Genomic DNA, 21,705 nt, shown 5'->3' on the forward strand with positions numbered 1-21,705 from the left:
ACGTTCCCGTTACCAGTGTGGCGGTTGGTGCATATGAGGCAATTGCGACTACGCTTGCCCCCATGGCTAGTAAGACCGCTGCCCGCTCCGGAACCCGAACGAGCAGGTCAAGGGCCACTTCCAGGACCGCTCCCCGGGGCCGCGCCCGCGGTGGGCGGCCGCCGGCACCTCGCAAGAGGCCGGCCCGACGCCAGTCTCGGTCCGTGCTGATTTCCGCCGGGCTGGGGGTCGGCCGGGCCGCGCGCGCGACCTGGCTGATGGCGGCCAGGGGCACCGGCAGCGCGGCGCGCTCGATAGGCCGGGCCCGCGACATCGAACCGGGACATCGCCGGGACGGAATCGCGCTGGTCCTGTTGGGCCTTGCCGTCGTCGTCGCCGCGAGTTCGTGGTTCGGCGCCGCCCGGCCGATCGGCGCGTGGGTGGACATGGTGCTGAGGACGTTTATCGGCTCGGCCGTCGTGGTCCTTCCCGTGGTTACCGCAGCGGTCGCGGTAGGCCTGATGCGCTCGCAGCCCAATCCCGATGCGCGGCCCCGGCTGATCCTCGGCTCCAGCCTGATCGCGCTTTCCCTGCTGGGCCTGTGCCATTTGTGGGCGGGATCGCCGGAGGCCCCAGCGGCGCGCCAGCGTTCGGCCGGGTTCGTCGGTTTCGCCATCGGCGGGCCGCTGTCGGACGGGTTGACGGCCTGGATCGCGGCGCCGTTGTTGTTCATCGGCGCGCTGTTCGGTTTGTTGCTGTTGACCGGGACGACGATTCGCGAAGTACCCGATGCGGTGCGTGCCATGTTCGGCACCCGGCTGTTCCAGCGTGAGTACGAAAACGATTACGAGTCCCACGACGACCAGGACGACCCCGAAGAAACCCCGCGCGAGGACTTCTCGGACGGCTACTACGACCAGTCCCTCGACGAGGAGCCGCAGGCCTGGCCGTCGGCCGCCCCCCCCGACATCTCCTTTGATGGGGACGACGACACGCCTACCGTTCCGGATCCTCTGGTGGCCCGCAGAAAACGTGGCCGGGGACGTAAGCAAAACGCCTCGCCCGCCGAGGGTCTCTACACACTGCCGCCGCTGGACCTGCTGGTGGCCGGCGATCCGCCCAAGAAGCGCAGCGCGGCCAACAACCACATGGCCAGCGCCATCGGCGAGGTGCTCACCCAATTCAAGGTCGACGCCGCGGTCACCGGCTGCACCCGTGGGCCCACCGTCACCCGCTACGAGGTCTCGCTGGGGCCCGGTGTCAAGGTCGAAAAGATCACCGCGCTACAGAAGAACATCGCCTACGCGGTGGCCACCGAGAGCGTGCGGATGCTGGCCCCGATCCCCGGCAAGTCCGCCGTCGGCATCGAGGTGCCCAACACCGACCGGGAGATGGTACGGCTGGCGGACGTGCTCACCGCGCCGTCGACCCGCCGCGACGACCATCCGCTGGTGATCGGGCTGGGCAAGGACATCGAGGGCGACTTCATCTCGGCCAACCTGGCCAAGATGCCGCACCTGCTGGTCGCCGGCTCCACCGGGTCGGGTAAGTCCAGCTTCGTCAATTCGATGCTGGTGTCGCTGCTGACGCGGGCCACGCCGGAAGAGGTCAGGATGATCCTGATCGACCCGAAGATGGTGGAACTGACGCCGTACGAGGGCATTCCGCACCTGATCACGCCGATCATCACCCAGCCGAAGAAGGCCGCAGCCGCGCTGGCTTGGCTGGTCGAGGAGATGGAGCAGCGCTACCAGGACATGCAGGCGTCAAGGGTGCGACACATCGACGACTTCAACGACAAGGTCCGGTCCGGTGCCATCACGACGCCGCTGGGCAGCCAGCGCGAGTACCGTCCTTACCCCTACGTCGTCGCGATCGTCGACGAGCTGGCCGACCTGATGATGACCGCACCGCGAGACGTCGAAGACGCCATCGTGCGGATCACCCAGAAGGCCCGGGCCGCCGGCATCCATCTGGTGCTGGCCACTCAGCGCCCGTCGGTGGACGTCGTCACCGGGCTCATCAAGACCAACGTGCCCTCCCGGCTGGCGTTCGCGACGTCGTCGCTGACCGACAGCCGGGTGATCCTGGACCAGGCCGGCGCGGAAAAGCTGATCGGCATGGGCGACGCCCTATTCCTGCCGATGGGTGCCAGCAAGACGGTCCGGCTGCAAGGGGCGTTCATCACCGACGAGGAGATCCACGCCGTCGTCAACGCCTGCAAGGACCAGGCCGAGCCCGAGTACACCGAGGGCGTGACGACCGCCAAGCCCACCGGCGAGCGCACCGACGTGGACCCGGACATCGGTGACGACATGGACGTGTTCCTGCAGGCCGTGGAGTTGGTGGTGTCCAGCCAGTTCGGCTCCACGTCGATGTTGCAGCGCAAGTTGCGGGTGGGCTTCGCGAAAGCCGGGCGGTTGATGGACCTGATGGAGACTCGAGGCATCGTCGGGCCCAGCGAAGGGTCCAAGGCCCGCGAGGTGCTGGTCAAGCCCGACGAGTTGGCCGCGACGCTGGCCTCGATCCGCGGCGCCGGCGCGGACACTGCCGGCGAGCAGACGTAAAGTCACCCGAATTCCCGGCGTGTCGGGGGATTTTGCGTCTGCTCGCGCTTATAAAACCAGCAGCATTCGGGAGTTGCCCAGGATATTGGGCTTGACGTAGCTCAGGTCGAGGAACTCGGCCACCCCGATGTCGTAGGAGCGGCACATCTCTTCGAACACCTCGGCGGTGACCGGCGTGCCCTCGATCTCGGTGAAGCCGTGGCGGGCGAAGAACTCCGTCTCGAAGGTCAACACGAACAAGCGTTTCAGCTCCAACTCACGCGCGACCTCGAGCAGCCGGTTGACGATCGCGTGACCGATACCGTGGCCGGTGATGGCCGGATCGACTGCGACGGTGCGAATTTCGCCGAGATCGGACCACAGCACGTGCAGGGCTCCGCACCCGACCACACGGCCTGGTTCTCCGGGGTCCTCGGCCACCCAGAATTCCTGCACAGCCTCGTACAGCGTCACGAGGTTCTTCTCCAGCAGGATCTTTCCCGCGTAAGTGTCGACGAGTCGTTTGATCGCGGGAACGTCGGATGTTCGCGCGCGCCGAACCAGCGGCCGGTGATCCCGTGGGCTTTCCATCTCGGGTAACAGTATCGACATCAAGGACGGCTGAGCTGGTCGACCGTTATTCTGTTGCCGTGTCGGGGCAGCCTCAAATCAGTTCCGTAGGGGGCCGCGCCCGCATCGCCAACCTGGCTAACGGGCTGACCGGCTTACGGCTGGTGATGGTGCCGATTTTCCTGTTCGCACTGTTTTACGGGGGCGGCCACGTCACCTCGGCCCGCATAGTGGCGTGGGCGATATTCGCCGCCGCCTGCTTTACCGACCGATTGGACGGTCAGCTGGCGCGCAACTACGGCATGGCCACCGAATTCGGCGCGTTCGTGGACCCGATCGCCGACAAAGCCCTGATCGGTTCGGCGCTGATCGGGCTGTCCATGCTCCACGATTTGCCGTGGTGGGTGACGATATTGATCCTGACCCGCGAGGTCGCCGTGACGGTATTGCGGTTGTCGGTGATTCGGCGGGGCGTCATTCCCGCGAGCTGGGGCGGCAAACTGAAGACCCTGACTCAGGCGGTGGCGATCGGGCTGTTCGTGTTGCCGCTTTCGGGCGCGCTGCACGCGTCGGCGGTGGTGGTGATGGCGATCGCGATCGTCCTCACGATCGTCACCGGCATCGACTATGTGGCCTCCGCGGTGCGGGAGGTTCGGCAGACACCCCGCTGATCGGGGAACCAACGCCACCGTCGCCCGCGTTGACCTGATGACTGTTGCTTTCGGATGCAGGCGTGACCTGGACAGGGAGTTTTCATGGGGCTATTGGTGCGGGAGGTCATCGGCGACGTGCTGCGCCGGGCCCGGATGTCGCAGGGCCGGACACTGCGGCAGGTGTCCGACTCGGCGCGGGTGAGTCTCGGGTATCTGTCGGAGGTCGAGCGCGGGCGCAAGGAGCCCTCCAGTGAGCTGCTCAACGCCATCTGCGACGCGCTGGAGCTCCCGCTGTCGGAGGTGCTCATCGGTGCCGGCGAGCAGCTGGCCCGTGAGGAACACGCGACTCACGCCGAGCCGGCCAAACCGGCTGGCGGCCCTACTATCGACGTCAGCACGAAGGTCGTCATCCCGCCTGTCGCGTCACTGGCGGTGGCTTGAGTGCCCGAAGAGGCGGCGCAGACCAGCAGAAGCGCACCAAGGGTGGGGAGATCGCCGCGGACGCACTAAATTGAGCGGCAGGGTAAGCAGCCCACAGAGGCAAACAAGGCACACCGGAAGCGAAGGCGGAGCTCACTCATGGCCAATCCGTTCGTCAAAGCGTGGAAGTACCTCATGGCGCTGTTCAACGCCAAGATTGACGAGCACGCCGACCCCAAAGTGCAGATTCAGCAGGCCATCGAGGAAGCGCAACGCACCCATCAGGCGCTGACCCAGCAGGCCGCACAAGTGATCGGCAACCAGCGTCAACTCGAGATGCGCCTCAACCGGCAGTTGGCCGACATCGAGAAGCTGCAGGTCAACGTGCGTCAGGCACTGACGTTGGCGGACCAGGCCACCGCCGCCGGAGACGCCGCCAAGGCCGTCGAGTACAACAACGCCGCCGAGGCGTTCGCCGCCCAGCTGGTGACCGCCGAGCAGAGCGTCGAAGACCTCAAGACGTTGCACGACCAGGCTCTCGGCGCAGCGGCTCAGGCCAAGAAGGCCGTCGAGCAGAACGCGATGGTGCTGCAGCAGAAGATCGCCGAGCGCACCAAGCTGCTCAGCCAGCTCGAGCAGGCCAAGATGCAAGAGCAGGTCAGCGCGTCATTGCGGTCGATGAGTGAGATCGCCGCGCCGGGAAACACCCCAAGCCTGGACGAGGTGCGCGACAAGATCGAACGCCGCTACGCCAACGCGCTCGGTTCGGCCGAACTTGCGCAGAGCTCCGTGCAAGGGCGCATGCTCGAAGTCCAGCAGGCCGGCGTGGAAATGGCCGGTCATTCCCGGTTGGAGCAGATCCGCGCCTCGATGCGCGGGGAAGCGTTGCCGACCGGTGGTGCGGCTCCCGGCACCCCGGCGACGCCGGCGGCCGCCGATCCCGGCCGCGGGCCGATCGCCGAGAAGCCGTTTGGCCAGTAGTCACACGGAGGGTCCCAGATGACGGTGAAGACGACCCAGGACGGGCAATGGCGCGAATTGCTCCGGCGCGGCTTTGACACCGTCGGGGACTTGTCCGACCTCGTCGCAGCGAAGGTCAACGCCGTGATCGATCCGCGCGCGCGGTGGCTGCGCCGTCGTCGTCGCGCATTGCGATGGGGGCTGATCTTCACCGCCGGCGTGGTGTTCTGGGGACTGGTGACGACGTTGCTCGCGTCGTGGAGCACCCCATTCTGGGTGTTGCTGATCACGCTGCTGATCGCGGCGGGCGAGGCCATTCCGGCGACGCTGTTGCTGCTTCGCTACCGCTGGCTGCGCAAGGAGCCGCTACCGGCGCCGCGGCCGGCCAACATCCGCCGGCTGCCCCCGCCCGGCTCGGCTGCGCGGCCCGCGATGTCCGCGCTCGGCGCCTCCGAACGCGGGTTTTTCTCGCTGCTGGGCGTCATGGAGCGTGGTGCGATATTGCCGACGGCCGAAATCCGTGACCTGACGGTCGCGGCCAACCGGACATCGGCGGCCATGGCGGCCACCGCCGCCCAGGTGGTGTCGATGGAGCGTGCGGCGTACTACGCCGAATCGTCACGCTCACACCTGGCGCCCACCATCAACGCCTACACCGCGCAGCTGAGCGAAGGCGTTCGTCAGTACAACGTAATGGTTACCGCCGCAGCCCAATTGGTGTCTTCGGCGAACGGCGAGGCGGTTCCGGGTGCCGTTGGGTTCGCCCAGCAGCGTTACCGTGCGGAACTGGTCGACGCCACCGATCGTCTGGTCGGCTGGGCGCAGGCCTTCGACGAACTCAGCGGATTGCAGCGGCACTAACCCCGGGGCCGCGGACCGTATCGTTCGATGTACGCCTGGTGCAGATGCGCATCGCGCTGACGGGCGCGTTCGTTGACGAGCTCGGGATCCAGGCCGTGTACCCGCAGCATGTGCTGGCGCCAGATCTTGTTGAGCGCATGCGAGAAATACACGAACGGAATGAGAATCGGCAGCGTCATGCTCAGATGCACTTCGAGCGTCGTCGGGATCAACCAGAACGGCGCCAGCACCAGCACGGCTGGAACCGCAACGCGAACCATCATTCGCGCGGTTGCGCCCTTGCCCGCCAGGTCGTTTCGCACCCAGTCCAGCATTGAGTCGGGCAGCCGCGCCCCGTAGCAGTAGCGGATGTATTGGATCGCGTTCGGCTTGGTGCGGCCGGTGTCGCCCCTCATGAGCTAGAGCGTCGCCCGCAGCGGCGGCACCAGCACCGCGACCAGGCCGCGAACCGTCGCTTTGAGCATGTCGTAGGCGTCGACATAGTCGCGCCACAGCGTGATCCGTCCATCGCGGAGCTCGAAGATCCCGCAGGCCCAGAACTGGATTCGCAATGGCCCGACGATCAGCGCGTCGGTTCGTTCGGTGAGCACCGCATTGCCGTCGGCGGCGATGCGGTGGATCTTCACCTCAAACCCGATGCGGCCCTGCATCCTGCTCAGCAACTTCGCCGTTCGGCGCCCGCCGCGGATCCTGGAAAACCCGACGTTCTCGTAGACGAGGTCGTCGGCGAACAACGCTTCGATGGTCTCGAAGTCCTCGTCCTGCAAGGCGTTCAGGAAAGCCTCGACCGTGCGGGTGTTATCGGTGGTGGTCTGTGTCAGCTCGGTCATGGTCGCCAGAGTATTCGTCTATGGCAGGGTAGGGCGAGTGCGCGTCGCGGTGGTCGCCGGGCCGGATCCCGGGCACTCCTTTCCCGCGATTGCGCTGTGCCAGCGGTTTCTGGCGGCGGGCGACCAGCCCACGCTGTTCACCGGCGCGGAATGGCTCGAGGCCGCGCGCGGTGCCGGGATTGACGCCGTCGAACTGGACGGGCTGGTGGCCGACGACGAAGATCTGGACGCCGGGGCCCGAATCCACCGGCGAGCCGCCCGGATGGCGGTGCTCAACATACCGGCGCTGCGCGACCGGGCGCCTGATCTGGTGGTGTCCGACGTCATCACCGCGGGCGGCGGCATGGCTGCCGAGCTGCTGGGCATCCCCTGGATCGAACTCAACCCGCATCCGCTGTACCTGCCGTCCAAGGGCCTGCCGCCGATCGGCAGCGGCCTGGCGCCGGGCACCGGTATCCGCGGCCGGCTGCGAGATGCCACCATGCGGGCGCTCACCGCACGCTCCTGGCGCGCGGGCCTGCGACAGCGTGCGGTGGTGCGGGTCGAGATCGGGCTGCCGGCCCGCGACCCCGGGCCGCTGCGACGGCTGATCGCCACACTGCCCGCCCTGGAGGTGCCGCGCCCGGACTGGCCGTCCGAGGCGGTGCTGGTGGGTCCGTTGCACTTCGAGCCGACCGATCGGGTGCTGGAGATTCCCGCGGGCTCCGGGCCGGTGGTGGTGGTCGCGCCGTCGACGGCAATGACCGGGACAACCGGACTGGCCGAAATCGCGCTGCACTGCCTGAAACCGGGCGACACATTGCCGCCGGGATCGCGGCTGGTGGTGTCCCGGCTGGGTGGCGCGGATCTGACGGTGCCGCCGTGGGCGGTGGTGGGGCTGGGTCGCCAGTCCGAGCTGTTGACGCATGCCGATCTGGTGATCTGCGGCGGGGGCCACGGCATGGTGGCCAAGACGCTGTTGGCCGGGGTGCCATTGGTGGTGGTTCCCGGCGGCGGGGACCAATGGGAGATGGCCAATCGCGTGCTGCGCCAGGGCAGCGGGCGGCTGATCCGGCCGCTGACCGCCGAGGCGCTGGTGGCCGTGGCGGGAGAGGTGCTGTCGTCGCCGCGTTATCGCGAAGCGGCGCGTGCAGCCGCCGCCAGTGCCGACGGGGTGGCTGACCCGATCGCGGTGTGCCGTGAAGCGCTTGCCGCTGGGTATGTTGGCTGACGTGCGGCTGACGGAGTTCCACGAGCGTGTCATCCTGCGATTCGGCACGGCATACGGCGCTTCGGTGCTGGTCGATCACGTGTTGAGCGGGTTCGGCGGCCGTACCGCCGCGCAAGCGATTGAGGACGGCGTGGATCCCCGAGACGTCTGGCGGGCATTGTGCGTCGACTTCGACGTGCCGCGCGAACAGTGGTGACGTTGGTTTTCGGGTTTGCGGATCGAGCCTGCGTCCAGGGCTGCCCTTGGTTTGGGCGTTCTCAGCGCAGTTTGGCGCCACGGCCGCAGACTCGGTTCGCTAGCTCCGGCCCGGTGCGCGGTCGAACACGCAATCGCCGCACAGTGAACCGCCCGGGATGCGGTAGAAGAGGCAGCAGCTGTGGCGCCGGAAGCCCAGATCCGGGTCGGTGATGGTGCCGGACCCGGCCAGGTCGCCGGTAATCAGCAGGGCTTCGGTGATGGTGACGATCTCGCAGCGCAGGTCGGGCCGTGCCGAAAGCAGCGCCGTCGACGCTCCGACGAGCGCGGACGCGATGTTGCCCGCCAACAACTTCGAGGCCAGCCTGACCGGCATACCGGCGGCCAGCGGCTTCATGTGCCGTTCTACGACAGCGCGATACAACAGGTCCGCCGACGGTGAGCGGACGACTTCGCCGACGGGCTCGGGCAGGCGCAGCCGCGTCCCGTCGTCAGCGCGCTGCAGGTGGGTCAGATCCGGGACGACGCCGTGGGCGACAACGGACGCGAGAACGGGGGACCACAGCCGGGCGGCATGGCCGAGGTGAACCAGGGAAGCGCCGACGCGCAGGTCGGTGACGCGGTAGCGCCGGACCGTGGCGTCGATCAGGTCGGTGCACCCGTCGGCGTAGGACTGGCCGACCGGATGCCATCCCGTTGCGTCGCCGCCCACGGTCAGCGCGAAAAACCCGCCGTAGGACGATATTTCGGCCAGCTCGGTAGAGATGTCGATGCCGGGCCGCTCCTCCCGAGGGAAATCCGCCGCTGTTTCGGTAGCTGATACTTCCACACACCATCGCTACGGCGTGTCTGACTTGTATCGAACAGGTGTTCGTCTACTGTGGGGATCATCGGTGGAACCGATTTGTCGGACCCCACGCCTAATGTCACGGCTAACCGACCAATACCGGTCACCGAACACCGACTACAGGAGAGGCACCATGACGCAAGCCCCCGACCGCGAGAAGGCTATCGAACTGGCGATAGCCCAGATCGAGAAGAGTTACGGCAAAGGCTCGGTGATGCGTCTCGGCGACGAGATGCGTCAACCGATCTCGGTCATTCCGACCGGGTCCATCGCACTGGACGTGGCGTTGGGCATCGGCGGCCTGCCGCGCGGCCGGGTCGTGGAAATCTACGGCCCGGAATCCTCGGGTAAGACCACCGTCGCGCTGCACGCGGTGGCCAACGCCCAAGCCGCTGGCGGCGTCGCGGCGTTCATCGACGCCGAGCACGCCCTGGACCCGGAGTACGCCAAGAAGCTCGGTGTGGACACCGATTCCCTGCTGGTCAGTCAGCCGGATACCGGTGAACAGGCCCTTGAGATCGCCGACATGCTGATCCGCTCCGGTGCACTGGACATACTGGTCATCGACTCGGTGGCGGCACTGGTACCACGCGCCGAACTCGAAGGCGAGATGGGGGACAGCCACGTCGGTCTGCAGGCCCGGCTGATGAGCCAGGCGCTGCGGAAAATGACTGGCGCGCTGAATAACTCGGGAACCACTGCGATCTTCATCAACCAGCTCCGCGAAAAAATCGGAGTGATGTTCGGCTCACCCGAAACGACAACTGGCGGAAAGGCTTTGAAGTTCTACGCGTCGGTGCGTATGGATGTGCGCCGGATCGAGACACTCAAGGACGGCACTAATGCGGTCGGCAACCGCACCCGGGTCAAGGTTGTCAAGAACAAGGTGTCGCCACCCTTCAAGCAGGCTGAGTTCGACATCCTTTACGGCAGGGGCATCAGCCGGGAGGGCTCGCTCATCGATATGGGTGTGGATCAGGGCTTCATTCGCAAGTCCGGTTCCTGGTTCACCTACGAGGGTGAGCAGCTGGGTCAGGGCAAGGAGAACGCCCGTAACTTCTTGATGGAGAACGCCGACGTGGCCAACGAAATCGAGAAGAAGATCAAGGAAAAGCTCGGCATTGGCGCGGTTGTGACCGATGACGACGTCTTGCCCGCCCCCGTCGATTTCTGAGCCGTCTCGCGAGGAGCAGGCGCGGTCGCTGTGTCTGCGCCTGCTCACCGCGAGGTCGCGTACCCGGGCCGAGTTGTCCGGCCAGCTGGCCAAACGCGGATATCCGGACGACGTCAGCGAACGGGTACTGGACCGGCTGGCCGCCGTCGGCCTGGTTGACGACGCCGAGTTTGCCGAGCAGTGGGTGCAGTCCCGGTGGGCGAGAGCGGGAAAGAGCAAACGCGCCTTGGCCGCTGAGCTGCACACCAAGGGTGTCGACAATGACGTGATCACCGCGGTGCTGGCCGGGATCGACGCCGGTGCTGAGCGAGCCCGCGCCGAGCTGCTGGTGCGGGCCAAGCTGCGGCGGGAAACGCTGAGCGATGAAACGCGAGTGACTCGGAGGCTGGTCGCGATGCTGGCACGCCGCGGCTACAGTCAGAACCTGGCCTGCGAGGTCGTCCTCGCCGAGCTGGCCGCCGAACGGGAGCGCCGACGGGTCTAGCTGCGGGTTAATGCCCCTGATGCCCGTCGCCGTACCATGTCCCCGTGACTTCGATGGCGGCGCCGGACGCGGCGGCGGTGCGTACCTACCAGGTGCGCACCTACGGCTGCCAGATGAACGTCCACGATTCCGAGCGGCTGGCGGGCCTGCTAGAAGCGGCGGGCTACCAGCGGGCGGCTGACGGCTCGGATTTTGGAGACGCCGACGTCGTGGTCTTCAACACCTGCGCGGTGCGGGAGAACGCTGACAACAAGCTGTACGGCAACCTCAGCCACCTGGCGCCGCGCAAACGCAGCAACCCCGACATGCAGATCGCAGTCGGCGGCTGCCTGGCCCAGAAGGACAAAGACACGGTGCTGCACAAGGCGCCGTGGGTCGACGTCGTCTTCGGCACGCACAACATCGGGTCGCTGCCCACGCTGCTCGACCGCGCACGGCACAACAAGGCCGCCCAGGTGGAAATCGCCGAGGCGCTGCAGCAGTTCCCGTCATCGCTGCCCAGCGCTCGCGAATCCGCTTACGCTGCTTGGGTTTCCATCTCCGTCGGCTGCAACAACAGCTGCACGTTTTGCATCGTCCCGGCGCTGCGCGGCAAGGAGGTGGATCGCAGCCCGGCCGACATCCTCGCCGAAGTGCGGTCGCTGGTGGACGACGGCGTGCTCGAAGTCACGTTGCTGGGCCAGAACGTCAACGCCTACGGCGTCTCCTTCGCCGACCCGGCGCTGCCCCGCAATCGTGGCGCGTTCGCCGAGTTGCTACAAGCGTGCGGACGCATCGACGGCCTGGAACGGGTGCGGTTCACCTCTCCGCACCCCGCCGAATTCACTGATGACGTCATCGAAGCCATGGCGCAGACCCCGAATGTCTGTCCGGCGTTGCACATGCCCCTGCAGTCCGGCTCCGACCGGGTGTTGCGGGCGATGCGGCGGTCCTATCGTGCCGAGCGGTATCTCGGCATCATTGAGCGGGTCCGGGCAGCCATGCCGCACGCGGCCATCACCACCGATCTGATCGTGGGCTTCCCGGGTGAGACCGAAGAGGACTTCGCGGCGACCCTCGACGTGGTGCGGCAAGCCCGATTCGCGGCGGCCTTCACCTTCCAGTACTCCAAGCGGCCCGGAACACCCGCGGCCGAACTCGACGGACAGCTGCCGAAATCGGTTGTACAGGAACGCTATGAGCGGCTGGTCGACGTGCAGGAGCAGATCTCCCTCGAGGGCAACAGAGCCATCGTCGGTCAGCAGGTCGAATTGCTGGTTGCCACCGGTGAGGGACGCAAAGACGCCCGCACCGCGCGGATGAGCGGGCGGGCGCGCGACGGCCGGCTGGTGCACTTCGCTGCGCACGGCGAAGTCCGGCCGGGCGACATCATCACCACGACGGTCACCGACGCCGCGCCGCACCATCTCATCGCCGACGCCGGCATCCTGACCCATCGACGCACGCGGGCCGGTGATGCGCACGCCGCCGGGCAGCGGCCGCGCGGCATGGGCCTAACTGGTCTCGGCATGCCCGGGATCGGCCGGCCGCACCCACCGACTGAACCGCTCGGGTGCAACCGATGAACGCGGACCCCAACGGCACCGACTTCGACGCCTTCCGGTCCGAGATCGAGGCGGCGGAACGCCGGATCGCTCGTGAGATCGAGCCGGGCCCAAGGGGTTTCGTCGTTGCCATCCTGGTGTTCGTGCTGTTGGGATCGTTCGCGCTCTCGCACACCGGCAATGTGCGCGGCTGGGATGTGCTGTTCAGCAGTCACGGCGCCGGCGCGGCGGCGGTAGCCCTGCCTTCCCGGGTGTTCGCGTGGCTGGCGCTGGTGTTCGGCGTCGGCTTCTCGATGCTGGCACTGCTGACCCGGCGCTGGGCGCTGGCCTGGATTGCGCTGGCGGGTTCGGCGTTGGCCTGCGGCGCGGGGATGCTCGCGATCTGGTCGCGCCAGACCGTGCCGGCCGGGCATCCCGGGCCTGGGGTGGGGCTTTTCATCGCGTGGATCACGGTGATCTTGCTGACCTTTCACTGGACCCGCGTGGTGTGGGCGCGCACCATCGTGCAGCTCGCGGCCGAGGAGCAACGGCGCCGGGTCGTTGCGCAGCAGCAGTCCAGGACACTGCTGGACGCGTTGGATGAGACCCCAGACGGTCCAGACGCCCCGGAAGACCGAGCGACCTCCGAGGACTCTGACGGTCCCGAGGAAAAAGACAGCCGCTAGGACCGGCGGGTCAGCGCTTGTGCGGCCGCGTCGGCCCACTGCCGCCACTGTTCGGCGTTGGCCTTGGCCTCTTCGGCCTCCTTGGTCCGGCCGGCGGCCGCGGCCTTCTCGGCCTGCTGCGCGAACTGCTCGGCCCGGTTGCGGAACTGCTCGGCACGAGCCTGCGCCTGCGGATCCGACCAGCCCGAGTCGCCGGCATCGCGCAGCTTCTTCTCAACGGCCCGCAGCCGTCGCTCCAACTCCGAGGTGCGTTCGCGGGGCACCCGGCCGATCGCGTCCCATTTGTCGGTGATCGCGCGCAGGGCGGCCCTGGCCGCATCGAGGTTGCCGGTATCCAGCCTCTCCGCTTCGGTCAGAAGCGCCTCTTTGGCCGCGGCGTTGGCCCGCAGCTCCGCGTCCTTTTCGGCGGTCGCGGCGTTGCGGGCGGTGAAGAACGCATCCTGGGCCGCCTTGAAGCGACGCCACAGGGCGTCGTCGACGTCTCGGGTCGCTCGGCCCGCCGCCTTCCACTCGGTCAGCAACTTGCGGAATTCGGCGCTGGTGGCCGTCCAGTCCGTCGACGCGGCAAGCTCTTCGGCCCGTTCGCACAGGCGCTCCTTCGACTGACGCACCCCCGATCGCTCCCGGTCCAGCTCGGCGAAGTGCGACCCGCGGCGCCGGTTGAATGTTTCCCGGGCCGCCGAATAGCGCTTCCACAGCGCGTCGTCGACCTTGCGGTCCAGGCCGGTAATCGTCTTCCATTCGTCGAGGATCGCGCGCAACCGGTCGCCGGCGATCTTCCACTGGGTCGAGTTGGCTGCCAGGTCCTCGGCCTCAGCGGCCAGCGCCTCCTTGCGGGCGGTCTGCTCGGCCCGATGAACCTCCCGCCGGGAGCGATCCGCGACGACGATGACGTCGATACGGGCGATCAGGTTGGTCAATCGCTGCGTGAGCGCATCGACGTCGCCCAGCACGGCCGCCGTCGGCAGCGTCTCGACCAGCGCGACAGCGTTGGCCCGGATCTTGCGCGCATCGCCGGTTCCCGACGTCAGCCGCTCCTCCATCAGCGTGATCTCGGTGCTCAGGTCGTCGAATCGGCGACCGAAATGGGCGAACGCGGCCTCGGGGTCACCCGCCTGCCACGATCCGATGACCCGCTCGCCGGCCGAGGTGATCAGCCAGACGGTGCCGTCGTCGTCCACGCGCCCGAATTGGTGCGGATCGCTGTGCGGAGTCACGACGAACGGGTGCGCGACGGGTCGTGGCGCCGGCCGGGGACCGGGCCGCGGTCCCGGCCGTGGCGCAGGCTTGGGTGAACCCGGGGAATCCTTGGCGCGTGGCTCGTCAGCCGTCATTCCGCCGTCACCTCCCTTGACCGTTCGCGCGGCGACATCCCGCGCACCTGCCGCGCTCAGCGGCACCTTCGTCTACCGACTCCAACAGTATTCAAGCAGCTTGGCGGGCCGTGCGCGGGTCGCTTGCCGGCGCGCACCCGCATAGCTGCGGAAATGCAAGCGGCGGATAACAAATCGGTTCCACCCTGCGCTGGACCATAGGGCGATGTCGCACAGCGCCGGTAGCGTGGCGGCACACGACATCGGAGGATCCCGGGGGGCTTTTGGGCCGGGTCGGTGGGAGGCATTCACCATCGCGACAATCGCGAACGTTGACATTGCGGCGTTGCTCGCGCTGGTCGCCGCGCTGATATCCGGCGTAGGAGACGTGGTCCGTCAGCGCTCAGCGCAGGAGATCACCGACGACGATCAGGTCGGTCATGTCGAGCTGCTGCGCATGTCGTTGCGGGACACGAGGTGGTGGCTGGGCAGCGTGGCGGCATTGGCCAGCGCGGCGCTGCAGGCGGTGGCCCTGGGCTTGGGTTCGGTGGTACTGGTGCAGGCGCTGCAGGTGACCTCGCTGTTGTTCGCGTTGCCGGTGTACGGCTGGGTGACCAAACATCGTCTGACCCGCCGAGAGTGGGGGTGGGCGGTGTTGCTGGCCGCGGCGGTGGCGGTCTTCGTCGCGATCGGTGAACCGGCCGCCGGCTACCAGCGGGCGTCGCTGCAGACCTGGGCCGTGGTGGCGGTCGTGATCGGACCGGCGATGGTGTTCTGCGTGCTGGGCGCGCGGATCTGGGCTGGCCGGGTGGCCGCGGTGTTGCTGGCGCTGGTGTCGGCGTCGTCATGGGCGCTGTTCGCGGTGCTCACCAAGGCCGTCGTCGACGTCCTCGGTGACGGTTCACATGGCGGCGTGGCGGCGGTGTTGCGCATGCCGGAGTTCTATTTCTGGGTGCTGGTCGCGGTGATCGGGACCGTGTTCCAGCAGTCGTCGTTTCGGGCCGGCGCGCTGACCGCGTCGCTACCGGCGATGACGGTGGCCGAGCCACTGGTCGCGTCGCTGCTGGGGGTAACCGTGCTTGGCGAAACCCTCGGAGCCGACGGTCCGGAGCTGATCGGGCTCGTGGCCGCCGTCGCGGTGGTGGTTGTCGCGACGACCGCCCTTGCCCGCGGCGAGGCCGCCACGATGGTTTCGGGGGCCGAGCAGGAGCTCTCCCTCAACTGCGAGCCGGGTCTGCTCGACGCATTGCCGATGCACAGATCTGACATAGATGAATTGAGTAGGTGTTGAACATGGATTACCCGAGACATCGGGCAGGTGGTCAGTGATGGCGAAAGTCGACATCGCCGTGGTTCTTGCGCTGCTCGCGGCCTTCGCTTCGGCGATCGGCAACGTCTTCCGGCAGCGGTCCGCGGAGGAGATCACCGACAGGGAAGTCGGCCACCTCGAGCTGTTCCGATTGTCGCTGCGCGACACCCGGTGGTGGCTGGGCGCCGGCGGGGCGATCGCCAACTACGTGCTGCAGGCCGTGGCCCTGGCGCTGGGCTCGGTGATGTTGGTGACGGCGCTGCAGGTGACGGCGTTGCTGTTCGCCCTGCCGATCTACGCGTATCTCACCAGGGTCCGGGTGACCCGCCGGGAGTGGGCCTGGGCGGTCCTGTTGGCCGGCGCGCTGGCGGTGGTCGTGACCATCGGCGATCCAGGCAGCGGCACGTCGCGGGGCTCACTGGGAACCTGGACCGCGGTCGGCGTGGTGATGGTTCCGCTATTGGTGTTCTGCGTGCTGGGCGCCCGGTTCTGGACGGGCTCGGTGGCTGCGGTGCTGCTGGCCGTGGTCGCCGGCTGCTCGCTGGCGCTTTTCGCGGTGCTCACCAAAGGGGTGGTCGAAGTGGTGCACGGCGGCGTCGGTGCCCTGCTGCTGGCTCCGGAGTTCTATTTCTGGCTGGCCGCTGCGGCGGGGGGCATGATCTTCCAGCAGTCGTCGTACCGCGCGGGATCGCTGACTGCCTCGTTGCCGACGTCGGTTGTCGCCAAGCCGCTGGTGGGGTCTGTGCTCGGCATCATCGTGCTCGGCGAGACCTTGCACACCACCCGGACAGGAGTTTTCGTCGTCGCCGCAGGGGTGGTTCTGGTGATCGTCGCGACCTTCGCACTGGCCCGCGGCGAGGCGGAGAACGTGACCGAAGAGGCGATCGAGAGTGGACGCATTCCGATCGTCACCGATCCGCGGGTAATACCGAATGCGGCATGGGCCCGCGCGGCGAGCGAGTCGGCCGGCCTGGTTCGCAGCCCCGGCCCTACCCCCTGATCCGCGCCCGGTCGGTGTCGCCGAGCCGCTAGCTTGGTGAGGGTGCGAGTTGAAAATTGAGGGCCTTCGATGTCGAAAGTTGAGATCGCCGCGCTCGTCGCCTTGTGCGCGGCGCTGGCATCGGCGATCGGTGATGTGATCCGGCAGCGCTCGGCGCATGAGATCACCGACGAGCATGTCGGCCACCTGCAGCTGTTCGGCTTGTCGCTGCGCGACACCCGGTGGTGGCTGGGCGGCATGATGGCGGTGCTGAATTACAGCCTGCAAGCGGTCGCCCTGGTCTGGGGATCGGTGCTGCTGGTGACTTCGCTCCAGGTGACCGCGCTGCTGTTCGCCCTGCCGATCTATGCCCGCCTCACGGGACACCGGATCACCCGCTGGGAGTGGGTTTGGGCGGTCGTCCTGGCGGTTGCGCTGGCGGTGGTCATCATTGTCGGCCATCCCGACGTCGGCCAGCCCCGCACGTCGCTGCACACCTGGATCATCGTCGCCGCCGTCATGGGCCCGGTATTGGTGGCCTGCCTGGTCGCCGCGCGAGTGTGGGCGGGCCGCCCGGTGGCGGCTGCGTTGTTGGCGCTCGTGGCGGGTTCTTCGTTGGCGCTGTTCGCGGTACTGACGAAGGCAGTCGTCGAAGTACTGCACGACGACGGCTTCGGTGCCGTGCTGCGTACTCCGGAGTTCTATCCCTGGCTGCCCGCAGCGCTGGCCGGGATGATTTTCCAGCAGTCCGCTTTCCGTGCCGGTGCATTGACCGCTTCGCTGCCCACCATGACCGTCACGAAGCCCGTGGTGGCGGCGGTGCTCGGGGTCACGCTGCTCGGCGAGGCGCTGACGGCCAGCGGCGCCGAGGCGTTTGTGCTGGCCGGCGGCGTGGCATTGGTGATCATCGCGACCGTGGCGCTGGCTCGCGGCGAGGCCGCGACGATGGTCGCCGAAGCCGGGCAAGACAGCAAAGACGCCATGGACTCGTTCAGTGACGATGGGGTCCCGGGCGGAGAACCCGTCGTCGAGGGAGCCACCTAGGTCCACTGTGTCGAGACGTTAGTTTGGTGACGTGCTGAGCGGCATCGCTATCGTTCCCTCCGCGCCGGTGCTGGTTCCCGAGCTCGCCGGTGGGGCCGCTGCCGAGCTGGCCGACCTGACGGCGGCGGTGGTGGCGGCCGCCGGGTTTTTGCCCATGGGCTGGGTCGTGGTCGGAACCGGCAGCTCTGACGAGGTAGTGCGTCCCGACCGCGTCGGCACCTTCGCCGGCTTCGGCGTCGACGTGCGGGTGCACCTCGGCCCGCAGGGCCCTGGGCCGACGCAGGCGCCGGCCCAGTTACCGCTGTGCGCGCTGATCGGTGCCTGGGTCCGCGGCCGGACCCGCCCCGACGCCGTCGCACAGGTCCGGGCGTACCGCAGCGACCACGACGCCGATACCGCCGTTGTGCTCGGTAGGAGGCTGCGTGCCGAGCTCGACAAGTCGGGCGATCCGGTCGGTGTGCTGATCGTGGCCGACGGCGCCAACACGCTGACGCCGGCCGCTCCCGGCGGCTACCACCCCGGCAACGCCGACGCGCAGCTGGCCCTAAACGACGCGCTGGCCAGTGGCGACGTCGCCGCGTTGACTCGACTCCCCGGCCAGATTCTGGGCCGGGTGGCGTTCCAGGTGCTGGCGGGGCTGGCCGAGCCCGGACCACGAACCGCCAAGGAGCTCTACCGGGGGGCGCCCTTCGGAGTGGGCTACTTCGCGGGTGTATGGCAGCCGTGAGACCGCTTGCCATCGTCGGCCCGACGGGCACCGGCAAGTCGCGGCTGGCGCTCGACGTCGCCGAGCGACTGGGCAGCGCCGGAATCGGCGCCGAGGTGGTCAACGCGGACGCGATGCAGCTCTACCGCGGCATGGACATCGGCACCGCGAAGCTGACGATCGAGGAGCGCCGCGGCATCCCGCACCGTCAGCTCGACGTCCTGGACGTGACTGAGACGGCCAGCGTCGCGCGCTACCAGCAGGCCGCCGGCGCCGACATCGAGGCGATCGCGGACGGCGAAGCTGTGCCCATCGTGGTGGGCGGCTCGATGCTCTACGTGCAGTCCCTGCTGGACGACTGGTCGTTTCCGGCCACCGATCCCGCCGTCCGGGCGCGATGGGAGCGCCGGCTCGCCGAAGTCGGAGTGGGCCGGCTGCACGCCGAGCTGGCCAGCCGCGACCCGGCCGCGGCAGCGGCGATCCTGCCCACCGACGCCCGGCGCACCGTGCGGGCGCTCGAGGTGATCGAGCTCACCGGCCGGCCATTCGCCGCGTCCGCGCCACGCATCGGAACCCCGCGATGGGACACTGCCATCGTCGGATTGGACTGTGACACAGCGATTCTCGACGAGCGACTGGCGCGCCGCACCGAAGTGATGTTCGAACGCGGCCTGGTGCGGGAAGTAAGTGAGCTGCTGCGCAAGGGCCTGCGCGATGGGGTCACCGCGTCCCGCGCGCTGGGCTACGCGCAGGTGATCGCCGCCCTGGACGCGGGCCCCGACGCCGGACCCGAAGCCGAGCGGTTGCGGGCCGCGCAGCAGCAGACCTTCGTGGGCACCCGCCGCTACGTACGACGTCAGCGATCCTGGTTTCGACGCGATCACCGGATCCAATGGTTCGACGCGTCGGGGGACGCCGAGCGCATCGCCGAGGAAGCGGTGCGGGTGTGGCGGAACCTATCCTGATCGGGTGATGCGCGCCGGCGACGATGGTGCCGGCGCAGGCGGGATCGGAGGAGCGGCGCACATGATCTTCGCGAAGGGCCACGGCACCCAGAACGACTTCGTGCTGCTGCCCGATGTCGACGCCGAGCTGGAGCTCACCAGCGCCCGAGTGGCCGCGTTGTGCGACCGGCGCCGGGGACTGGGCGCCGACGGAGTGCTGCGGGTGACTACGGCGGGCGCGGCGGTGCGGGCCGGTTCGCTCGAGCGGCTGCCCGACGGCGTGAGCTCCTACGACTGGTACATGGACTATCGCAACGCCGACGGGTCGACGGCGCAAATGTGCGGCAACGGCGTGCGGGTCTTCGCGCACTACCTGCGCGCGGCCGGAATGGAGGCGCGCGACGAGTTCGTCGTCGGCTCACTGGCCGGCCCACGGTTGGTCACCGTGCACCGAGTCGATGCGACCAGCGCCGACGTGACCGTCGACATGGGAAAGGCCAACCGGCTGGGCACGGGCGCAGCCGTCATCGGTGGCCGGCGCTTTCAGGGAATGGCGATAGACGTGGGCAATCCGCACCTGGCGTGCGTGGATCCGCAGCTGACCCCCGACGAGCTTGCGTCCCTGGACGTCGCGGGCCCGGTCAGCTTCGACACCGCCCAGTTTCCGGCAGGGGTGAACATCGAATTGCTCACCGCACCCGAGGCCGGACTGATCCGGATGCGCGTGCACGAGCGCGGTGTGGGTGAAACCCGTTCGTGCGGAACGGGAACCGTTGCGGCCGCCGTCGCGGCACTGGCTTACGCCGGCGCGGATACCGGAACGCTCACGGTGCGCGTACCGGGGGGCGACGTCGTGGTCACCGTCACCAACGCCACCAGCTACCTACGGGGACCGTCGGTTCTGGTGGCCCACGGTGAGCTCGCGGACGCCTGGTGGAGCTCGCCAGCCTGAATTTATTCGGATGCGCGCCGGCGGCGGGCGTGCCACCATCGATATTGGTTATGACAGATCCCAATTCGCCCGGTACGGCAGATTCGCCGATGACGGGCATCCCAGAATCCGCACCGAGCCTCGGTGAACTCGCTCTCGAAGACCGGTCCGCGCTACGCCGCGTCGCCGGCTTGTCCACCGAGCTCGCCGACGTCTCCGAGGTCGAGTACCGCCAGCTGCGGCTGGAGCGGGTGGTCTTGGTAGGGGTGTGGACCGACGGCAGTGCCGCTGACAACCAGGCCAGCCTGGCCGAGCTGGCGGCCCTGGCCGAAACCGCTGGCTCGCAGGTGCTCGAAGGGCTGATTCAGCGCCGCGACCGGCCCGACCCGTCGACCTATATCGGTTCGGGCAAGGCGGCTGAACTGAGAGAAGTGGTCGTGGCGACCGGCGCCGACACCGTCATCTGCGACGGTGAGCTGTCCCCGGCGCAGCTGACCGCGCTGGAGAAGGCGGTCAAGGTCAAGGTCATCGACCGCACGGCCCTGATCCTCGACATCTTCGCCCAGCACGCCACCAGTCGGGAGGGCAAGGCGCAGGTGTCGCTGGCCCAGATGGAGTACATGCTGCCGCGGCTGCGCGGCTGGGGTGAGTCGATGTCGCGGCAGGCCGGCGGCGGCGGCGGCGGCAGCGGCGGTGGGGTGGGGCTGCGCGGCCCTGGTGAGACCAAGATCGAGACCGACCGGCGCCGCATCCGCGAGCGGATGGCCAAGCTGCGACGCGATATCAAGGCGATGAAGCAGGCCCGCGATACCCAGCGCAGCCGCCGACTGCACAGTGACATCCCGTCGATCGCCATCGTCGGCTATACCAACGCGGGTAAATCCAGCCTGCTCAACGCCCTGACCGGGGCCGGCGTGCTGGTGGAGGACGCGCTGTTCGCCACGCTGGAGCCCACCACCCGCCGCGCCGAGTTCGACGACGGCCGACCCTTCGTGTTGACCGACACCGTCGGCTTTGTGCGCCACCTGCCCACCCAGCTGGTCGAGGCATTCCGCTCCACCCTCGAGGAGGTCGTCGACGCCGACCTGCTGGTGCACGTCGTCGACGGCTCCGACGTCAACCCGCTGGCCCAGATCAGCGCGGTTCGTCAGGTGATCTCCGAGGTGATCGCCGATCATGACGGGGATCGTCCGCCTGAGCTGTTGGTGGTGAACAAGACCGACGCGGCAGGCGACCTCATGCTGGCCAGACTGCGCCACGAGTTGCCCGGGGCGATATTCGTCTCCGCCCGCACCGGCGACGGCATCGACGCACTCCGGCGGCGGATCGCCGAGCTCGCCGTGCCCACGGACACCACCGTCGACGTGGTGATCCCGTATCACCGCGGTGACCTGGTATCTCGTGTGCATGCCGACGGCCGGGTGCAGGAGGCAGAGCACAACTCCGAAGGCACCCGCATCCGGGCCCGGGTTCCGGTGGCGCTGGCCGCCAGCCTGCGGGAGTTCTCCGTCTGACCGGACGGCCCTCCGCCGACCAACCAC

General features: G+C 68.1%; 23 protein-coding genes. 18 read left to right on the forward strand and 5 right to left on the reverse strand.

Annotated elements, in window-relative coordinates; all coding sequences use genetic code 11:
* The first annotated feature begins 62 nt into the window (after nt 1-62).
* Nucleotides 63-2,546 carry a DNA translocase FtsK gene (locus tag A9W99_RS07505; protein ID WP_067375377.1) on the forward strand — a complete coding sequence of 828 codons (2,484 nt, stop codon included), beginning with the start codon at nt 63-65 and terminating at the stop codon, nt 2,544-2,546.
* Nucleotides 2,547-2,594: 48 nt separating this feature from the next.
* Here the strand turns inward: A9W99_RS07505 and A9W99_RS07510 are convergent, their stop codons facing one another.
* On the reverse strand, nt 2,595-3,137 hold the full coding sequence (locus A9W99_RS07510) for an amino-acid N-acetyltransferase (protein ID WP_067375379.1): 543 nt from the start codon (nt 3,135-3,137) through the stop codon (nt 2,595-2,597).
* A 38-nt stretch (nt 3,138-3,175) separates the two neighbouring features.
* Here A9W99_RS07510 and pgsA point away from each other — a divergent pair, with 38 nt between their 5' ends.
* The 4 genes from pgsA (at nt 3,176) to A9W99_RS07530 (ending at nt 5,989) form a co-directional block, all read left to right on the forward strand.
* On the forward strand, nt 3,176-3,766 hold the full coding sequence (gene pgsA / locus A9W99_RS07515) for a CDP-diacylglycerol--glycerol-3-phosphate 3-phosphatidyltransferase (RefSeq protein ID WP_067375381.1): 591 nt from the start codon (nt 3,176-3,178) through the stop codon (nt 3,764-3,766).
* Between the two features lie 84 nt (nt 3,767-3,850).
* Nucleotides 3,851-4,189 (forward strand): transcriptional regulator ClgR, encoded by a 339-nt coding sequence (gene clgR / locus A9W99_RS07520; protein WP_067375383.1) that lies wholly within the window; start codon nt 3,851-3,853, stop codon nt 4,187-4,189.
* A 138-nt stretch (nt 4,190-4,327) separates the two neighbouring features.
* Nucleotides 4,328-5,149 (forward strand): phage shock protein PspA, encoded by an 822-nt coding sequence (pspA, locus tag A9W99_RS07525; protein ID WP_067375385.1) that lies wholly within the window; start codon nt 4,328-4,330, stop codon nt 5,147-5,149.
* Between the two features lie 18 nt (nt 5,150-5,167).
* Nucleotides 5,168-5,989, forward strand: a complete 822-nt coding sequence (locus A9W99_RS07530) for a hypothetical protein (RefSeq protein ID WP_067375386.1) — start codon at nt 5,168-5,170, stop codon at nt 5,987-5,989.
* On the opposite strand, the gene A9W99_RS07535 is transcribed toward A9W99_RS07530, so the two are convergent.
* Together A9W99_RS07535 and A9W99_RS07540 are read right to left on the reverse strand one after the other, a co-directional pair.
* Complete coding sequence (locus tag A9W99_RS07535) at nt 5,986-6,384, reverse strand: DUF5313 domain-containing protein (RefSeq protein WP_067375388.1); 399 nt, start codon at nt 6,382-6,384, stop codon at nt 5,986-5,988. The genes A9W99_RS07530 and A9W99_RS07535 overlap by 4 nt on opposite strands.
* Nucleotides 6,385-6,387: 3 nt before the next feature.
* On the reverse strand, nt 6,388-6,819 hold the full coding sequence (locus tag A9W99_RS07540; RefSeq protein WP_067375390.1) for a limonene-1,2-epoxide hydrolase family protein: 432 nt from the start codon (nt 6,817-6,819) through the stop codon (nt 6,388-6,390).
* A gap of 37 nt (nt 6,820-6,856) precedes the next feature.
* Here A9W99_RS07540 and A9W99_RS07545 point away from each other — a divergent pair, with 37 nt between their 5' ends.
* Both A9W99_RS07545 and A9W99_RS07550 read left to right on the forward strand, forming a co-directional pair.
* Nucleotides 6,857-8,029: a glycosyltransferase gene (locus A9W99_RS07545; RefSeq protein ID WP_067375392.1), complete on the forward strand. Its 1,173-nt coding sequence runs from the start codon at nt 6,857-6,859 to the stop codon at nt 8,027-8,029.
* A complete protein-coding gene (locus A9W99_RS07550) occupies nt 8,019-8,225 on the forward strand; it encodes a DUF3046 domain-containing protein (protein ID WP_067375394.1) in 207 nt (68 codons plus the stop codon). Before A9W99_RS07545 ends, A9W99_RS07550 begins: the two co-directional genes overlap by 11 nt.
* Nucleotides 8,226-8,324: 99 nt before the next feature.
* Here the strand turns inward: A9W99_RS07550 and A9W99_RS07555 are convergent, their stop codons facing one another.
* Nucleotides 8,325-8,996 (reverse strand): (2Fe-2S)-binding protein, encoded by a 672-nt coding sequence (locus tag A9W99_RS07555; protein WP_067375559.1) that lies wholly within the window; start codon nt 8,994-8,996, stop codon nt 8,325-8,327.
* Between the two features lie 208 nt (nt 8,997-9,204).
* Here A9W99_RS07555 and recA point away from each other — a divergent pair, with 208 nt between their 5' ends.
* Genes recA through A9W99_RS07575 form a run of 4 tightly spaced genes read left to right on the forward strand, consistent with a single transcriptional unit; the run spans nt 9,205 to nt 12,938 of the window.
* Nucleotides 9,205-10,245: a recombinase RecA gene (gene recA, locus A9W99_RS07560; protein WP_067375558.1), complete on the forward strand. Its 1,041-nt coding sequence runs from the start codon at nt 9,205-9,207 to the stop codon at nt 10,243-10,245.
* The gene (gene recX / locus A9W99_RS07565; RefSeq protein ID WP_067375397.1) at nt 10,211-10,729 is read left to right on the forward strand and encodes a recombination regulator RecX; all 519 of its coding nucleotides are present in this window, start codon (nt 10,211-10,213) and stop codon (nt 10,727-10,729) included. Before recA ends, recX begins: the two co-directional genes overlap by 35 nt.
* Before the next feature lie 53 nt (nt 10,730-10,782).
* A complete protein-coding gene (gene miaB / locus A9W99_RS07570; RefSeq protein ID WP_067375399.1) occupies nt 10,783-12,294 on the forward strand; it encodes a tRNA (N6-isopentenyl adenosine(37)-C2)-methylthiotransferase MiaB in 1,512 nt (503 codons plus the stop codon).
* Nucleotides 12,291-12,938 carry a hypothetical protein gene (locus A9W99_RS07575; RefSeq protein ID WP_253869665.1) on the forward strand — a complete coding sequence of 216 codons (648 nt, stop codon included), beginning with the start codon at nt 12,291-12,293 and terminating at the stop codon, nt 12,936-12,938. The genes miaB and A9W99_RS07575 overlap by 4 nt, the downstream gene beginning before the upstream one ends.
* Here the strand turns inward: A9W99_RS07575 and A9W99_RS07580 are convergent.
* A complete protein-coding gene (locus tag A9W99_RS07580) occupies nt 12,935-14,272 on the reverse strand; it encodes a DUF349 domain-containing protein (RefSeq protein ID WP_082929898.1) in 1,338 nt (445 codons plus the stop codon). The genes A9W99_RS07575 and A9W99_RS07580 overlap by 4 nt on opposite strands.
* A 301-nt stretch (nt 14,273-14,573) precedes the next feature.
* Here A9W99_RS07580 and A9W99_RS07585 point away from each other — a divergent pair, with 301 nt between their 5' ends.
* The 7 genes from A9W99_RS07585 to hflX all read left to right on the forward strand — a co-directional run bounded on the left by A9W99_RS07585 (nt 14,574) and on the right by hflX (nt 21,678).
* On the forward strand, nt 14,574-15,542 hold the full coding sequence (locus A9W99_RS07585; RefSeq protein ID WP_172828833.1) for a DMT family transporter: 969 nt from the start codon (nt 14,574-14,576) through the stop codon (nt 15,540-15,542).
* 37 nt (nt 15,543-15,579) lie between these two features.
* Entirely contained in the window at nt 15,580-16,560 is a 981-nt protein-coding gene (locus A9W99_RS07590) for a DMT family transporter (protein WP_067375403.1), read from the forward strand.
* A 69-nt stretch (nt 16,561-16,629) separates the two neighbouring features.
* Entirely contained in the window at nt 16,630-17,583 is a 954-nt protein-coding gene (locus A9W99_RS07595; RefSeq protein ID WP_067375405.1) for a DMT family transporter, read from the forward strand.
* A gap of 31 nt (nt 17,584-17,614) precedes the next feature.
* Nucleotides 17,615-18,310 carry a hypothetical protein gene (locus A9W99_RS07600; protein WP_067375406.1) on the forward strand — a complete coding sequence of 232 codons (696 nt, stop codon included), beginning with the start codon at nt 17,615-17,617 and terminating at the stop codon, nt 18,308-18,310.
* Entirely contained in the window at nt 18,307-19,254 is a 948-nt protein-coding gene (miaA, locus tag A9W99_RS07605) for a tRNA (adenosine(37)-N6)-dimethylallyltransferase MiaA (protein WP_067375561.1), read from the forward strand. Before A9W99_RS07600 ends, miaA begins: the two co-directional genes overlap by 4 nt.
* 61 nt (nt 19,255-19,315) lie before the next feature.
* Entirely contained in the window at nt 19,316-20,185 is an 870-nt protein-coding gene (dapF, locus tag A9W99_RS07610; protein ID WP_067375563.1) for a diaminopimelate epimerase, read from the forward strand.
* Between the two features lie 89 nt (nt 20,186-20,274).
* Nucleotides 20,275-21,678, forward strand: coding sequence for a GTPase HflX (gene hflX / locus A9W99_RS07615; RefSeq protein WP_067375407.1), 1,404 nt, complete (start codon nt 20,275-20,277; stop codon nt 21,676-21,678).
* Nucleotides 21,679-21,705 lie beyond the last annotated feature (27 nt).

Source organism: Mycobacterium sp. 1164966.3, from assembly GCF_001665395.1.
In the GTDB taxonomy this organism is placed as follows: domain Bacteria; phylum Actinomycetota; class Actinomycetes; order Mycobacteriales; family Mycobacteriaceae; genus Mycobacterium.